Annotated in this window: 15 protein-coding genes; 11 read left to right on the top strand and 4 right to left on the bottom strand. The window is 68.6% G+C overall.

The window, feature by feature from the left end; genetic code table 11:
• Window positions 1–27 precede the first annotated feature (27 nt).
• The 11 genes from E3U26_RS18400 (at window position 28) to E3U26_RS18350 (ending at window position 12,208) form a co-directional block, all read left to right on the top strand.
• A complete protein-coding gene (locus tag E3U26_RS18400) occupies window positions 28–1,134 on the top strand; it encodes a carboxynorspermidine decarboxylase (RefSeq protein ID WP_499107165.1) in 1,107 nt (368 codons plus the stop codon).
• 46 nt (window positions 1,135–1,180) lie between these two features.
• Window positions 1,181–2,404, top strand: coding sequence for a saccharopine dehydrogenase family protein (locus E3U26_RS18395; RefSeq protein WP_499107163.1), 1,224 nt, complete (start codon window positions 1,181–1,183; stop codon window positions 2,402–2,404).
• A 109-nt stretch (window positions 2,405–2,513) separates the two neighbouring features.
• Complete coding sequence (locus tag E3U26_RS18390) at window positions 2,514–3,848, top strand: AI-2E family transporter (RefSeq protein ID WP_449043188.1); 1,335 nt, start codon at window positions 2,514–2,516, stop codon at window positions 3,846–3,848.
• Window positions 3,849–3,919: 71 nt separating this feature from the next.
• Window positions 3,920–4,933, top strand: a complete 1,014-nt coding sequence (locus tag E3U26_RS18385; protein WP_036749313.1) for a GlxA family transcriptional regulator — start codon at window positions 3,920–3,922, stop codon at window positions 4,931–4,933.
• A 114-nt stretch (window positions 4,934–5,047) separates the two neighbouring features.
• The gene (locus tag E3U26_RS18380; RefSeq protein ID WP_499107159.1) at window positions 5,048–5,467 is read left to right on the top strand and encodes a hypothetical protein; all 420 of its coding nucleotides are present in this window, start codon (window positions 5,048–5,050) and stop codon (window positions 5,465–5,467) included.
• A 220-nt stretch (window positions 5,468–5,687) separates the two neighbouring features.
• The gene (locus E3U26_RS18375; protein ID WP_036748986.1) at window positions 5,688–6,863 is read left to right on the top strand and encodes a toxic anion resistance protein; all 1,176 of its coding nucleotides are present in this window, start codon (window positions 5,688–5,690) and stop codon (window positions 6,861–6,863) included.
• Window positions 6,860–7,888, top strand: a complete 1,029-nt coding sequence (locus E3U26_RS18370; protein WP_499107157.1) for a DUF2927 domain-containing protein — start codon at window positions 6,860–6,862, stop codon at window positions 7,886–7,888. Before E3U26_RS18375 ends, E3U26_RS18370 begins: the two co-directional genes overlap by 4 nt.
• A gap of 81 nt (window positions 7,889–7,969) precedes the next feature.
• Window positions 7,970–9,118 carry an SPFH domain-containing protein gene (locus E3U26_RS18365; RefSeq protein ID WP_036760520.1) on the top strand — a complete coding sequence of 383 codons (1,149 nt, stop codon included), beginning with the start codon at window positions 7,970–7,972 and terminating at the stop codon, window positions 9,116–9,118.
• Window position 9,119: 1 nt separating this feature from the next.
• Window positions 9,120–10,406, top strand: a complete 1,287-nt coding sequence (locus tag E3U26_RS18360; RefSeq protein ID WP_499107156.1) for a TFIIB-type zinc ribbon-containing protein — start codon at window positions 9,120–9,122, stop codon at window positions 10,404–10,406.
• 18 nt (window positions 10,407–10,424) lie between these two features.
• The gene (locus E3U26_RS18355; RefSeq protein ID WP_499107155.1) at window positions 10,425–11,345 is read left to right on the top strand and encodes a carbohydrate kinase family protein; all 921 of its coding nucleotides are present in this window, start codon (window positions 10,425–10,427) and stop codon (window positions 11,343–11,345) included.
• A gap of 182 nt (window positions 11,346–11,527) precedes the next feature.
• Entirely contained in the window at window positions 11,528–12,208 is a 681-nt protein-coding gene (locus E3U26_RS18350; protein WP_084197434.1) for an exopolysaccharide biosynthesis protein, read from the top strand.
• Between the two features lie 9 nt (window positions 12,209–12,217).
• Here the strand turns inward: E3U26_RS18350 and E3U26_RS18345 are convergent, their stop codons facing one another.
• From E3U26_RS18345 to E3U26_RS18330, 4 genes are read right to left on the bottom strand one after another with little or no spacing between them, the layout of a single operon-like run.
• On the bottom strand, window positions 12,218–12,943 hold the full coding sequence (locus E3U26_RS18345; RefSeq protein WP_214274256.1) for a GntR family transcriptional regulator: 726 nt from the start codon (window positions 12,941–12,943) through the stop codon (window positions 12,218–12,220).
• Window positions 12,944–13,002: 59 nt separating this feature from the next.
• The gene (locus E3U26_RS18340; protein ID WP_499107151.1) at window positions 13,003–14,031 is read right to left on the bottom strand and encodes a Gfo/Idh/MocA family protein; all 1,029 of its coding nucleotides are present in this window, start codon (window positions 14,029–14,031) and stop codon (window positions 13,003–13,005) included.
• Window positions 14,028–14,768, bottom strand: a complete 741-nt coding sequence (locus tag E3U26_RS18335) for a Rossmann-fold NAD(P)-binding domain-containing protein (protein WP_499107150.1) — start codon at window positions 14,766–14,768, stop codon at window positions 14,028–14,030. Before E3U26_RS18335 ends, E3U26_RS18340 begins: the two co-directional genes overlap by 4 nt.
• Window positions 14,769–14,782: 14 nt before the next feature.
• Window positions 14,783–16,096 carry a TRAP transporter large permease gene (locus tag E3U26_RS18330; RefSeq protein WP_499107148.1) on the bottom strand — a complete coding sequence of 438 codons (1,314 nt, stop codon included), beginning with the start codon at window positions 16,094–16,096 and terminating at the stop codon, window positions 14,783–14,785.

Genomic DNA, 16,096 nt, shown 5'->3' with positions numbered 1-16,096 from the left:
CGGTCGCAAGGCCAGAGGTTCCGCGCCATGTCCGATCTGCAGACGCCCTATTACCTGATCGACCTTGCAAAGCTGCGGGTGAACATGGAGCGAATCCGCTATCTGCGCGAACGCTCGGGCACGAAATGCCTGCTGGCGCTGAAATGCTTCGCCACCTGGTCGGCCTTCGACTTCATGCGCGACTTCATGGACGGCACCACCTCGTCCTCGCTGTTCGAGCTGCGGCTGGGGCACGAGGAATTCGGCAAGGAAACCCACGCCTATTCCGTCGCCTGGGCCGATCACGAGATCGACGAGGCGCTGGGTTACGCCGACAAGATCATCTTCAACAGCCTGGGCCAGCTCGACCGTTTCGGGGCCAAGGCGGCCGGGCGCGGCATCGCCATGGGGCTGCGGCTCAACCCGCGCTTCTCGACCTCGGGCTTCGACCTGGCCGACCCGGCCCGCCCCTTCTCGCGGCTGGGCGAATGGGATCTGAACCGGCTGGAGGCGGCGCTGGACCGCATCTCGGGCGTGATGATCCACTACAATTGCGAGAATGCCGATTTCGAGCTGTTCGACGCGCAGCTGGGCCGGATCGAAGCCGAGTTCGGCGGCTTCCTGGAAAAGCTCGACTGGGTCAGCCTTGGCGGCGGCATCCATTTCACCGGCGAAGGCTATCCGCTGGACCGGCTTGCCGACCGGCTGCGGGCGTTCTCGGAGCGCTTCGGGGTGCAGGTCTTCCTGGAACCGGGCGAGGCCAGCATCACCCGCTCGACCTCGCTGGAGGTGACGGTGCTGGACACCATCCACCACGGCAAGGACGTGGCCATCGTCGACTCGAGCATCGAGGCGCATATGCTCGACCTGCTGATCTATCGCGAAACCGCCAAGCTGCCGCAGGACGGCGAGCATCCCTGGCAGGTCGCGGGCAAGACCTGCCTCGCGGGCGACATCTTCGGCGAGGGCCGCTTTCCCCGGCCGCTGAAGGTCGGCGACCGCATCAGCATCGCCGATGCCGGCGGCTATACCATGGTCAAGAAGAACTGGTTCAACGGCGTGGCCATGCCCTCGATCGCGATCCGGGACGAGGACGGAACGATCCGCCTGGTCCGCCGGTTCACCTATGACGACTACAAAGCCAGCCTGTCCTGAACAGGCGCAAGCCATCCCCTTTCCCAGCCCCGAAAAGGAGACTGAATTGGCCAAGAACGTGCTCATCATCGGCGCCGGCGGCGTCGCCCAGGTGGTCGCGCATAAGGTGGCGCAGAACGCCAAGGAATTCGGAGCGCTGCATATCGCCAGCCGAACCGTGTCCAAGGCCGAGAAGATCATCGCGAGCATTCGTGAGAAAGGCCATTCGGTCGAATTCACCGCCCATCCGCTGGACGCCATGGACAGCGCCGCCGTGGCCGCGCTGATCCGCCAGATCGACGCCGGCATCGTCATCAACGTCGGCTCGGCCTTCGTCAACATGACCGTGCTGCAGGGCTGCATCGAGACCGGCGCCGCCTATATCGACACCGCGATCCACGAAGACCCGGCCAAGATCTGCGAGACGCCGCCCTGGTATGCCAACTACGAATGGAAGCGGCGCGAGGATTGCGAGAAGTCCGGCGTCACCGCCATCCTGGGCGCGGGCTTCGATCCCGGCGTGGTCAACGCCTATGCCCGGCTGGCCGAGGACGAATATTTCGACAAGATCGACTCGATCGACATCGTCGACATCAACGCCGGCAGCCATGGCCGCTGGTTCGCGACCAATTTCGACCCCGAGATCAACTTCCGCGAATTCACTGGCACCGTCTATTCCTGGCAGGGCGGCGAATGGCGGCAGAACCAGATGTTCGAGGTCGGCCGCGAATGGGATCTGCCCGTCGTCGGCAAGCGCACCGCCTACCTGTCCGGCCATGACGAGGTCCACAGCCTCTCGGCCCGCTACAAGGACGCCGACGTGCGCTTCTGGATGGGCTTCGGCGAACATTACATCAACGTCTTCACCGTGCTGAAGAACCTCGGCCTGCTTTCCGAGCAGCCGGTCACGACCGCCGAGGGGCTGGAGGTCGTGCCGCTGAAGGTGGTCAAGGCCGTGCTGCCCGACCCGGCCAGCCTCGCGCCCGACTACGAGGGCAAGACCTGCATCGGCGACCTGGTCAAGGGCACGCTGGGCGGCAAGCCGGGCGAGGTCTTCATCTACAACGTCGCCGACCACAAGGACGCCTATAACGAGGTCGGCAGCCAGGGCATCAGCTATACCGCGGGCGTGCCCCCGGTCGCTGCGGCGATCCTGGTCGCGCGCGGCACCTGGGACGTGAAGCGCATGGTCAATGTCGAGGATCTGCCCGCCCGCCCCTTCCTGGAGCTGCTGGGCGACCTGGGCCTGCCCACCCGCGTCATCGACGCCTCGGGCGACCACCCGCTCTAGGCACGGCCCGGACGGCTTGCCGAAAACGCCCGCGGCGTGGGAACCCGGCCGCGGGCCTGGCGTTTCCCTCGGCGCCGCACCGGGGGGCGCGGAACGGGGGAGGGGACGCATGCCGCCAGATCAGGAACGCCGCAGCCACATGTTTCCCTTTTCCGCCCCCACCGACAAGGGCGTGGCCAAGGTGGCGAACTGGGCGGTGATCGGCATCTTCCTCATCCTGCTCTTCAGCTTCTTCGCGCAGGCGCGCAGCTTCCTGATGCCGGTGACGCTGGCGATCCTGCTGTTCTTCGTCTTCGTGCCCTTCCGCCGGCTGATGGAGCGGCTGGGCATCGGCGCCATCGTCACCGCCGCCATCGTCTCGCTGGGGCTGGTGGTGGCGGTGGTGCTGATCGGCTTCGTCATCTCGGGCCCGGCCAACCGGCTGATCGAGAACGCGCCGCAGATCACCGAGCGGCTGGAACAGCGCTTTACCGAGATCCGCAGCAATTTCCGCGGCCTGGAGCGCGCCGCCGAAAAGATCGACGAGATCGCCGGCGGCGGTTCCTCCCCGCCCGAACCGGCCATGCCGCCCGGTGAAACCTTGCCCGACGCGACGCTGACCGGCACGCTCAGCGCGATCCCCGCCCCTGGTGCGCCGCAGCCCCCCGACCAGCAGATCCAGGTCGAGGTGAACGCCACCCCCGAGACCTCGACGCTGGCCAGCGCGCTGGACCTTGGGCCGGCGCTGGTCGGGCAGATCATCTTCACGCTGTTTTTGCTGTTCTTCCTGATCTCCTCGGGCGACCTGCTTTACCTCAAGATCGTGCAGAGCTTCGATTCCATGCGCGAAAAGCGCGCGGCCTACCTGGCGCTGCGCGAGATTGAGGACAGCCTGGGCACCTATCTTGGCGCGATCACCTTGATCAACGCCTGCCTGGGGCTGGCCATCGGGCTGGCGATGTGGGCCTGGGACATGCCCAGCCCGGTGCTGTTCGGGCTCGCGGCCTTCCTGCTGAACTTCATCCCCTACCTGGGCTCGGTCGCCGGCATCATCATCGCGACGCTGGTCGGGGTCTTCGTCTTCGACGACCTGTTCACGCCGCTGATGGTCGGCCTGACCTACCTGGGCCTGACCGCGCTGGAAGGCCAGCTCATCACGCCCTATTTCGTCTCGCGCCGCCTGCAGCTGAACACGGTGGTGGTGTTCCTGACCGTCGCGCTCTGGGCCTGGCTCTGGTCGGTGATCGGCATGATCGTCGCCGTGCCGTTGCTGGTGGTGATGCGGGTTCTGGCCGAACACATCCCCGGCCTGCAGAAATTCGGCAATTTCCTGGCGGGCGAGGATCCGCCCGCGCTGGAGGACGAGGACGAGGAAGAGGCGCGCGAACTGGTCGAGGCCGGCGACGAGGCCGAGGATGCGGCCCAGGCCTCGGCGGCCACCATGGTCCTGGCCACCAAGGATTGATCGCGCCGGCTCTGGATAAATGGCGAAAACATGGCATGATCGCGACGCCATCCATGGACGAATCGCGACAGATGCCCGAACACGATCCCTCGCCCGACCCGAACCAGCCGCGACTGCGCATCGGCTTCGTGCTGACGCCGCGCTTCACGCTGTCGGCCTTTGCCACGTTCGTGGACGTGCTGCGGCTGGCGGCCGACGACGGCGACGGCTCGCGGCCGATCCGCTGCCGCTGGCGCGTGCTCTCGCCCGACATGGCGCCGGTGCAATCCTCCTGCGGCATGCGCATCGAACCCGAGGAGCGGCTGGGCGACCCCACCCGCTTCGACTACATCATCACCGTCGGCGGGCTGATCGACGGGGGGCCGGGCCTTTCGCCGGACCAGGCCGCCTTCCTGCGCCGCGCCGCCCTGGCGCGGGTGGCGCTTGGCGGGCTTTGCACCGGGGTCTTCGCCATGGCCCGCATCGGGCTGATGGACGGCTATCGCTGCTGCGTCAGCTGGTTCCACCACCAGGATTTCCTGGCCGAGTTCGAGCGGATGCGCCCGGTCTCGGACCAGATCTTCGTGGTGGACCGCGACCGGATTTCCTGCTCGGGCGGGGTCAGCGCGGCGCATCTGGCCGCCTTCCTGGTCGACCGCCACCTGGGCCGCGCCGCCGCGCGCAAGGCGCTGTCGATCCTGATGATCGACGAGCCGATGGCCGGCGACCGCCCCCAGCCCGGCCTGCCGCTGGAACTCAATGCCCGCGACCCGCTAGTGCGCCGCGCGCTGCTGGCCATGCAGCAGAACCTGCATGCGCCGCTGTCCATCGCCCGCATCGCCAAGGATCTGGGCGTCGGGCGGCGCAAGCTGGAGCGGCATTTCAACGCCGACCTGGGCCTTCCGCCCGCCGATGCCTCGATCCGCATCCGGCTGGCGCAGGCGCGCATGCTGCTGGCGCGCACCGACCGCACCGTCACCCGCATCGCCGAGGAGACCGGCTTTTGCGACGCCTCGCACCTGATCCGCGTCTTCCGCGAGACCGAGGGCACCACGCCCGACCTCTGGCGCCAGAACCGCGTCCCCCTGGCGCAGGACGCGCCCTGACCGGCCGTTGCACGGCGCCATCCTGCAACGCGCCGCGCCGCGCCGGATAATGCGGCGCCATTCGGATGAGGAGAGGGTGAGATGCCGAACAAAGCCACAGTCAGGGGCGTTTTGATGGATGCGACGCTTGCGCCGATCGCGGCGGGCAAGATCGTCGCGACGCTTCAGGGCTCGGACATATTCGACGGCGGGCTGCGGGTGGTGACGCAGAAGGTCGAGGCGACGACGGATGCGCAGGGCGGCTGGTCGCTGGATCTGATCGTGAACGGCGAGGGCGAGCGGGCGGGCACGACCTGGACCATCGAGGGCTACGACCACTATGTCGCCAAGGTGTTCGAGGCGAAATCGCTGTTCCTGGCCTCGGCGCTGGCGACGACGCTGGGCGAGCTGGAGCGGACCAGCGCGCAGAACCTGCGGGCCGCGCGCGAGGGCAACGTGGCGCGGCTGATCACGGTTTCGGACCATGACCGCTACCTCGCGCTGCCCGAAAGCCAGCGCCGCCCGAACGACCTGGTTCTGGTCAAGCCGCAGTAGCGCGCCCCGTCCGGGCGATGCGTGGCGGTCCCGCTGGCCGGGGCCGCCATTTTTCATGCGGGGCTGCCCGGCGATTCGCCGCGCCGCGCGCCCGCTTTCCGGCAGGATGGCAACACCGGAAAGGCAAAGGGAACCTTCGCGCCGGCCTCTCGTTGAACTCGGCTGCAAACGGCCTATTCTGCAACCGGGCCCTTGTTCCATCACGAAAGGACGACGCCGGATGACCACCCAGACGCAGGCCAGCGCCCAAGCCGCCTTGGACGAGATCCAGACCGTGACCGCGGTCGTCCTGCCCGAACCCCCCGCCGCCGCGCCGACGCTGACCGAGGCCGAGCCCGCCATCGCCGAGGAGATCCGCAAGCGCATGGCCGAGGTCGACATCCGCGACTCGGGCTCGATCGTGCATTTCGGCGCCCGCGCCCAGAACGAGTTGCAGGAAATCAGCCAGGCGATGCTGGCCGACGTCAAGAACAAGGACGTGGGCCCCGCCGGCGAGTCGCTGCGCGAGATCGTGACCACGATCCGCGGCTTTTCCGTCAGCGAACTCGACGTGCGGCGCGAGCGCAGCTGGTGGGAAAGGCTGCTGGGCCGCACCGCGCCCTTTGCCAAGTTCGTGGCCAATTACGAAGAGGTGCAGGGCCAGATCGACCGCATCGCCATGGATCTGGACCAGCACCAGCACCGGCTGCTCAAGGACATCAGGTCGCTGGACCTGCTTTATGAGCGCACGCTAAACTTCTATGACGAACTGGCGCTCTATATCGCCGCGGGCGAGGAGAAGCTGGCGCAGATCGACCGCGACGAGATCCCCGCCAGGGAAGCCGCCGTCGAATCCGCGGCCGAGAACGACAAGGTCATGGCGGCGCAGGAGCTGCGCGACCTGCGCTCGGCCCGCGACGACCTGGAGCGGCGGGTCCACGACCTCAAGCTGACCCGGCAGGTGACGATGCAGTCGCTGCCCTCGATCCGGCTGGTGCAGGAAAACGACAAGTCCCTGGTGACAAAGATCAATTCCACGCTGGTGAACACCGTGCCGCTGTGGGAAACGCAGCTGGCCCAGGCCGTCACCATCCAGCGCAGCGCCGAGGCCGCCCGCGCGGTCAAGGAAGCCAACGACCTGACCAACGACCTCTTGACCGCCAACGCGAAGAACCTGCGCGAGGCCAATGCCCAGATCCGCACCCAGGTGGAGCGCGGCGTCTTCGACATCGAGGCGGTGCGCACCGCCAATGCCGAGCTGATCTCGACCATCGAGGACAGCCTGCGCATCGCCGACGAAGGCCGCACCCGCCGCGCCGCCGCAGAAGAGGATCTGAAGGTGATGGAGGCCGAATTGCGCAAGACCCTCGCCTCGGCCAGCGCCCGATCCGCAACCCCCGCAGCAAAGACGCCGTGACCCTGCCAGCCCGATCTCGCCTGCCCCTGCCCCTCGCGCTGGCCTTGCTGGCGCTGCTTGCCGCCTGCGCGCCCGAGCCGCCGGCCGAGGCGCCGCCCACCCCGGTCGAGGCCCCGCCGCCGCCCGAACGCCCCGACCCGCCGGTCGACCAGGCGGCCCTGCGCCGGGAACGCGCCGAAAGCGCCCGTGCCGCCACCGCCCGCGCCGAGGCCGCCGCCGCCTCGCCCGCCAGCCGCAACATGCGCGACTACCTCGCCGGCGTCGAGCAGGCGCTGATCGCCCGCGGCCGGCTGCGCATCGACAGCGGCGACGAAATCGCGCTGACCCCGGAAAAGCTGACCGACACCTTCATCGAGGTCGCGCTCTACGACGAATATGTGCGCGAGGGCGGCAAGCTGGTCTCGCGCCCCACGCCGGCGCCGCTGCGGCGCTGGCAGCAGCCGGTGCTGCTGCGGCTGGAATTCGGCGATTCGGTCGCCCCCGACCAGCGCGCCCGCGACCGCGCCGAGATCGCGGGCTTCGCCGCCCGGCTTGCCCGCATCAGCGGCCATCCGGTCGCGGTGACGGGCGGCGCCGGCAATGTCGCCGTGCTGATCCTGAACGAGGACGAACGCCGCGCCATCGGCCCGCGCCTGGCCGCGCTGGTGCCCGGCATCCCGCCCGGCGACATCGTCGCGCTGCGCGACCTGGCGCCGCAGAACTATTGCACGGTCTTTGCCTATTCCAACGGCAATTCCCCGGTCTATGCCCAGGCGGTGGCGCTGATCCGGGCGGAACTGCCGCCGCGCCTGCGCCGCTCCTGCATCCACGAGGAACTGGCCCAGGGCATGGGGCTGGCCAATGACAGCCCGCGCGCGCGGCCCTCGATCTTCAACGACAACGAAGAATTCGCCTACCTGACCCGGCATGACGAGCTGCTGCTGCAGATCCTCTACGACGCCCGGCTGCGTCCAGGCATGACCGAGGCCGAGGCCCGCCCCATCGTGCTGCAGATCGCCCGCGAATTGCTGGAGACCGAAGCATGAGCCGCCGTCCGGGGGCTTGACGCCGGGCGGCTGCGGGTCACTATCGCGGGCAAGCGTCCCGCAGAGCGAAAGGCAGCCCCCATGAGCATCTTCGACATCCTCGGCGGCGAGTTCATCGAGATCATCGAATGGACCGACGACTCGCGCGACACCATGGTCTATCGCTACCCGACCGTCGGCAAGGCGATCAAATACGGCGCCAAGCTGACCGTGCGCGAGGGCCAGGCCGCCGTCTTCATCCATGAAGGCCAGCTGGCCGACGTGTTCCAGCCCGGCCTCTACATGCTGGAGACCAACAACCTGCCGGTCCTGACCCGGCTGCAGCACTGGGACCACGGCTTTCGCAGCCCGTTCAAGTCCGAGGTCTATTTCGTCAACACCACCCGCTTCAACGACCTGAAATGGGGCACCAAGAACCCGGTGATCGCGCGCGACCCGGAATTTGGCCCGGTGCGCATCCGCGCCTTCGGCACCTATTCCATGCGCGTGACCGACCCCGGCCGCTTCATGACCGAGATCGTCGGCACCGACGGCGAATTCACCCGTGACGAGATCAGCTTCCAGCTGCGCAACATCATCGTGCAGGAGTTTTCGCGCATGATCGCCGGCTCGGGCATCCCGGTCCTCGACATGGCGGCGAACACGGGCGACCTGGGCCAGATGGTCGCCAAGGCGATCAGCCCGACCGTCGCCGCCTATGGCCTGACCATCCCGGAATTCTACATCGAGAACATCAGCCTGCCCGACGAGGTGGAACGGATGCTCGACAAGCGCACCTCGATGGGCATCGTCGGCGACCTGAACCGCTTTGGCCAATATGCCGCGTCCGAGGCGATGCTGAACGCCTCGAACCAGGCGGGCGGCATGGGCGCGGGCATCGGCGCCGGCCTGGGTGCCGGCATGGGCGCGGGGCTGGGCGCCGCCATGGCGCAGCGCGGCCCCTGGGGCGCCGTGCCGCAGCAGCAGCAGGCGCCCCAACAGGCCCCGCAAACCCCACCGCCGCTGCACCACCCCGAGACGGTCTGGCACATCGCCGTGAACGGCCAGGCCGACGGCCCCTATGGCCGCGCCCATCTCGGCCGCCTGGTGCGCGAGGGGGCCTTCACCCGCGAGACGCTGGTCTGGACCCCCGGCCAGGACGGCTGGAAACCGGCCGAGGAGGTCGCCGAACTCGCCCAGCTCTTCACCGTCGCGCCGCCGCCCCCGCCCCCGCCGCTGCCCAAGGGCTGAGATGCCGACACCCCCCTCGGAATACCGCTATCCTTGCGAGAATTGCGGCGCGAGCCTGGAATTCTCGCCCGGCCAGCAGGGGCTGGTCTGCCCCTATTGCGGGCATAAGCAGCATATCGGCCCCGGCCCCGCCCGCGCGCCCGCCCGCCAGGCGCAACAGGGGCCATGGGGCGAAAGCGCCATCCTGCTCGACCCCGCCACCGGGCGGGCGCTGCAATGGGACGGCGGGCACAAGGCGCCGCAATTGCAGGAACTGCCGCTGGAACACGGGCTCACCCTCGACCAGCACAGCGACCTGACCGAGACGGTGCGCACCCTCTCCTGCCCGAACTGCGGCGCCAAGGTGGAAATCACCAGCGACCGCCACGCCTCGGCCTGCCCGTTCTGCGCCACGGCCGTCGTTACCGACACCGGCACCACCCGCCTGATCAAGCCGCAGGGCCTGCTGCCCTTCGTCATCACCGAAGCGCAGGCCAAGACCGCGCTCGAGGACTGGCTGCACGGGCTCTGGTTCGCCCCCTCGGGCCTGACCGCCTATGCCCGACGCGGCAAGAAGATGAGCGGGGTCTATTCGCCCTTCTGGACCTTCGACGCCGACACCGCCTCGCGCTACAGCGGCGCGCGCGGCGACTGGTATTACGAAACCGTCTACGTCACGCAGATGGTGGACGGCCGCCAGCAGCGCGTGGCCCGGCAGGTGCGCAAGACGCGCTGGACCCCGGTCTCGGGCCAGGTGGCGCGGAATTTCGACGACGTGCTGGTCTTGGCCTCAGGCTCGCTGCCGCGCCGGATCACCGATGCGCTGACGCCCTGGGATCTGTCGCACCTGGTGCCCTACCAGCCCGAATACCTCGCCGGCTTCCTGGCCGAGGGCTATACGATCCCGCTCGGCTCGGGCCATGACATCGCCCGGCAGGAAATGGCCGGGGTCATCGCCATGGACGTGCGCCGCGCCATCGGCGGCAACGAACAGCGCATCACCGGCATCGAGACCCGCTACGGCGACGAAACCTTCAAGCATATCCTGCTGCCGGTCTGGACCGCCGCCTATCGCTACAACGGCAAGAGCTACCGCTTCGTCGTCAACGGCCAGTCCGGCCGGGTGCAGGGCGAACGGCCGTGGTCGGCTTGGAAGATCGCCTTCGCCGTCCTGCTGGCGCTGGCCCTGCTTCTTGCCGCGCTGTGGCTGAACGAGCGGGGCGGTTTCATCCGCATCGGCGCGGCGCCGGTCACGCAGGATATTTCCATCGCCGGCAGTTACCGCTATCAGGAGGCAGGAGCGGGCTGACGAAGGAAGGGAGAGGCTATGATCCTTTGCGCCGGGGAATCGCTGATCGACATGGTGCCCGAGGGCGCCGGCTACTGTCCCCTGCCGGGGGGCGCGGTCTACAACACCGCCATCGCGCTTGGCCGCATGGGCATCGACACGGGCTATCTCTGGCCGATCTCGCGCGACAGCTTCGGCGAGATGCTGCTGCGCCCGCTGGCCGAGGCCGGGGTGGATACCGGGCTTTGCCCGCGCAGCGACCGGCTGACCACGCTGGCCTTCGTGACCCTGACCGGGGGCGAGGCGCGCTATTCCTTCTACGACGAGGGCTCGGCCGGGCGCATGTTCGCCCCCGATGACCTGCCCGAGATCCCCGATACGGTCTCGGCGCTGTTCATCGGCGGCATCAGCCTGGTGCCCGACCCCTGCGGCGCCGCCGTCGAGGCGCTGGCGGAGCGCGTCCGCCACCGCATCCCGGTGATGCTGGACCCGAACATCCGCCCCTTCTTCATCGCCGACGAGGCGGCCTATCGCGCCCGGCTCGACCGGCTCATCGCCATGGCCGACCTGGTCAAGCTTTCGGGCGACGACCTGGAATGGCTGATGCCCGGCGCAAGCTTCGAGGAAGCCGCCGCCGCCATCCTTTCCCGCGGGCCGCGGGTGGTCTTCCAGACCGGCGGCTCGGCCGGGGCGCGGGCGCATTGGTCGGGCGCGCCGCTGGCCGCCCAGGCGGTCCGGGTCGAGGTCGCCGACACCATCGGCGCCGGCGACACCTTCAACGCCGGGGTGCTGGCCGCGCTGGACCGCGCCGGCGTGCTGACGCGCAAGGGGCTGGAGGCGCTGGCGCCGGAATCCATCGCCCAGGCGCTGGCGCTCGGCACCCGCGCGGCGGCGATCACCGTCTCGCGTCCCGGCGCCAACCCGCCCTGGGCGCATGAACTGGCCGCCCTGCCGGGCTGAAGGGCGCGGGCACCCGCATCTTCTCTGTTGCCCAAATACCCGAACGCCAAGGCGGCAACCCCTGGCTGCCGCGCGCCTCGGGAAGCCGCCTGGCAAGCGGACGAAAGGCATTTCCGCCTTGAAACCCCAGCCGCCCGACCCAAGATAGAACCACCGAACCGCGGCAACCGTCAGGAGACAGAATGCCTGCGCCAGGCGAAAGCCCGCCCACCGGCGATCCCGGTCCGGCGGCAGGGGACCGAGGCCCGCGGCCGGGGCACGGCCCGCCCCGGCGGCGCCAGCATCTTTCGGACGTGCTGACCCGGATCGCCGGCGACGCCGGCCGCGACCGGATCAGCGTCACCGACCTGCTGGTCCTGCTCGAGGGGCGGGCGACGGCAGGGCTGCTGCTGCTTTTCGCCTTTCCCAACATCCTGCCCATGCCGCCGGGCACCTCGGGCATCCTGGGCCTGCCGCTGGTCTATCTGTCCTTCCAGATGATGCTGGGCCAGCGGCCCTGGCTGCCGCGCTTCATCGCCCAGCGATCGCTGCCGCGCACGGAATTCGCGGCGATCCTATCGCGCAGCGCGCCCTTTCTGGTCCGGGCGGAAAGGCTGCTCTCGCCCCGCATCCCGCCGCTGTCCGCGCCGCTGGCGGTGCGGCTGGCGGGCGGGCTGTGCCTGGGGCTGTCGGTCGTGCTGCTGCTGCCGATCCCGCTGGGCAACATGCTGCCGGCGCTGGCCATCGCCATCCTCGCGCTTGGCGTGCTGGAACGGGACGGGCTGTGGATCATCGCCGGCAGCCTGCTTGCGGTCCTGGCCTTCGCGCTCATCTGGGGCGTGATCTGGGCCTTCCTCCGCGGCCTGGCCCTGCTGCTTGCCTGAACCGCCCGCTCAGGACAGCCCGGCCGTCAGGTCCAGGCCCTCCACGGCGGGGTCGATGCGGAACAGCACCTTCTCGACGCGGTTGCGGGTCAGGACGTAATGGTCCACCGCAAGCCGGTCGGCCAGCTCGATGTCGCAAGCCTGGATCGCGGCATACAGGGCGCGGTGCTGGCGCTCGGTTTCCGCCAGATGCGCCGCCAGTTCTTCCTTGGTGGTCGGGTTCAGGTATTCCACCGTGCTGACCTGGGCAAAGCAGGCGCGCGCCAGGCGAATGGTGCCCAGCAGCGCATTGTCGTAGAAGGCCGAGAAATAGCGGTTATGCGCCGCGCGCGAGATCGCCAGGTGGAATTGCAGGTTCGCCTCGGACCGCTCGACGCCGTTCGACACGTCCTTGCTGCGCTCAAAGGCCAGCATGGTCTTTTTGATCGCGGCGAGGTCGTCGTCGGTGCGGTGTTCGGCCGCCAGGCGATGGATCAGCCGGCTCGACACCAGCAGCGCGTCGTAAAGCTTGGGCACCTCGTCGAAATCCATCGTCGCGACGATGGCCTTGCGGCCGTGGCGCTGGACCAGCCCGTCCGAGATCAGCTGGATGATGGCCTCGCGCACCGGCGTGCGCGACACCTCCATCTGCTCGGCAAGGTCGGCCTCGTCCAGCACCAGCCCCGGCCGCAGTTCAAGCCTCAGGATGGCCTCCCGGATCTTCCTGGCGACTTTCTGGCCGTCCCGTTCATCCACGGATCTGTTCATCGTCATCCCGAAATGCGTTCTCTTTCAATGGCCGCGGCCCAGGCGCGTCAGGCCGTGGCATCCAATATGGATGTAGCCGGGCGCGCGACCTGCGTCCACTCCGCATCGGCCGCGGCGGAAATCGCGATGGCCTCCATGGCCGCCACGCCCTGCAGCGCCTGGAGAGGCGAGACCGGATAGGGCCGGTCCGACCGGGCCTTGCGGGCGAAGGCGTCGAGTTCCTGCGCCAGGCTGTCGCAGGGATCGAAGGCCCGCCGCTCCTGCCGGCCCGACAGGTCCGAGGTGATCAGGGTGGCCTGGTCCGGCATCTGCGCCCAGCCCTGCGAGCCAAAGACGTGCAGCCGCCAGAAACCGGCGGTCGCCATCAGTGTCGAAAGGCTGCCGGTCGCGCCCGATTCGAAATCCAGCATCACGCTGGTCACGTCCTTCAGCTGCGCCGAAACCGCGGCGCGGCGGCTGATGGCCGAGACCCGCCGCACCGGCCCCAGCAGCGCGATCATCGCATCGAGGACGTGGATGCCCATCGCGGCCATGCCGCCCGCCGGGTTTTCCCGGTCGTCGCCGCGCCACATCTGGTCGCTATAGTGATAGCCGAAATCGCCGGAAAACGCGCCCTCGACATGCAGGGGCCGTCCCAGCGCACCCGCTGCAAGCTGTCCCGCAAGCGCCTGGAAGGCCGGCAGGAAGCGGCGGTTGAACCCCACGCACAGCGCGACGCCCGCCGCCTGTGCGGCGGCCAGCGCCGCCTCGGCCTCGGCCAGCTCCAGGGTCAGCGGCTTTTCCACGAAGACATGCTTGCCCGCCTGCGCCGCCCGGCGGATCTGCGCGCCGTGCTGGCTGTGCGGCGTGGCCAGGACGACGGCATCGACCTCGCCCTCTTGCAGCAGCGCGTCCAGGCCCGGCAGCAGCGCCAGCCCCTGGTCGCGGCAGAAATCCTGGGCCTTGTCGGGCGAACGGGTGGCGGCATGGGTAAAGCGCAGGGCGGAGCCGGGATTGCCGGCATTGGCCCGGACCAGGTTCTGGCCCCAGCGGCCCAGGCCCACGATCGCCGCGCGCAGGAGTGCGGTTTCCGTCACAGCTTCGCACCCCCGTCGATCACCAGCTGGCTGCCGGTCATGAACCCCGACAGATCCGAGGCAAGATAGACCGCCAGTTCCGCGATCTCGGCCGGGGTTCCCATGCGGCCCAGCGGCTGGCGCGCGGCAAAGTCGCGGCGCGCGGCGGCACTGTCGGGCATGGCCTCGATCCGCGCGGTCATCGAGGGCGTCTCGACGGCCGAGGGGCAGATGACGTTGCAGCGGATATTGGCCGAGGCATAGTCGCGGGCGACCGATTTGGTCATGCCGATCACCGCCGCCTTGGTCGCGCCATAGGCAAAGCGGTCCGGCGCCGCCCCGATGGACGAGATGACCGAGGCGACGTTGATGATGCTGCCGCCCTTTTGCGGCACCATCCGCCCGACCGCCGCCCGCATCATCAGAAAGACCGAGGTCGCGTTCAGGTCCAGCGACCTTTGCCAATCCTCGGCCGTGCAGGCTTGCAGGTTGCCGACCGCGACCATGCCGGCGCAGTTGACCTGCACGTCCAGCCGCTCCAGCCCGGCGTGGAAGGCCTCGACCGCCGCCGCATCGGTGACGTCGATACGGGCGACGCGCAGGCCGGGGTGCCGGGCCGCCAGTTCCGCCAGCCCCCGTTCGTCGCGGTCGAGCGCATGGACCCTGGCCCCCTCGCGCAGATAGGCAAGCGCGGTTTCCCGGCCGATGCCCGATGCCGCACCCGTCACCACGCAGACCTTGTTCTCCAGTCGTCCCATTTCCTTGCCTCGCCTCATTTCTGGAACAGGTAGTCGGGCAGCCACAGCACGATCTCGGGGAAGACGGTGATCAGGACCACGCCGAAGCACATCAGGAAGAAGAACGGCACGCAGGCGACGATGATCCTCGCGATGGACGCCTTGGTCAGATCCTGGAGGATGAACAGGTTGAAGCCCACCGGCGGGGTGATCTGCGCCAGTTCCGCCATCAGGATCAGGAAGATGCCGAACCAGATCGGGTCGAAGCCGGCCGCCAGGATCAGCGGCAGCGTGATCGGCAGGCTCATCACCATCATCGAGATGCCTTCCAGGAACATGCCCAGCAGCAGGTAGAACAGCACCAGGATGAAGATCAGCTGATAGGGCGACAGCGCCAGCCCGTCGATCACCGCGGCGATGTTGTGGGGCACGTGCATGAAGCCCATGGCGGTGGACATGAAGGCCGCGCCGATCATGATGGCCGAGATCATGCAGCTGGTATGGACCGAAGCCTTGAGGCTGGCGATGAACGTCCCCCACGACAGCTGCCAGGTGCAGGCCGCATAGACCAGCGTCACCGCCACCCCGATCGCCGCCGTTTCCGAAGGCGTGGCCAGGCCGGAATAGATCGCGCCCAGCACCACGCCGATCAGGATGCCGATCGGGGCCAGGTTGGCGATGCCGACCAGCATCTCGCGCAAGGTCGGGGCGGTGGTGTCGGCGGGCGCCACCGCCGGCCGGATCAGGCTGTAGATGATGACATAGACCGAATAGATCCCGGCGATCATCAGGCCGGGGATCAGCCCCGCCGCGAACAGCCGCGAGATCGAGACCTCGGCCAGCACGCCATAGACGATCATCATGATCGAGGGCGGGATCAGCAGGCCCAGGCTGCCCGCCCCGGCCAGCGAGCCATAGGAAAGCGCGCTGGAATAGCCGCGTTTCTTCAGCTCGGGGATGGTGATCTTGCCGACCGTGGCGGTGGTCGCCGCGCTCGAGCCGCAGATGGCGGCAAAGACGGCCGAGCCGAAGATGTTGGTGTGCAGCATCCGGCCGGGCAGGTAATAGGTCAGCGGCGACAGCCCGCGGAACAGCCGGGTCGAGACGTCGGTGCGCAGGATGATCTCTCCCATCCAGATGAACATCGGGATGGCCGACAGCTCCCATGCGGTCGAGCTGCGGATGACCAGCGGCGCCAGGATGGTGCCGATGCGGTGGACGGGCATGTCGATGAACAGCGCCAGGCCCAGGGTGCTGACGACAAGCAGCCCGGCAAAGACCCAGACGCCGATCCCCAGGAAAAAGATGACGAGGGCAAGGACGCCGAAGGCGACGATCAGGGATTCCAT

It is taken from the genome of Paracoccus ferrooxidans, assembly GCF_029909815.1.
Classification (GTDB): Bacteria; Pseudomonadota; Alphaproteobacteria; order Rhodobacterales; family Rhodobacteraceae; genus Paracoccus; species Paracoccus versutus.
The sequence above is the reverse complement of the archived record's forward strand: the minus strand, read 5'-3'. Positions and strand labels throughout refer to the sequence as shown.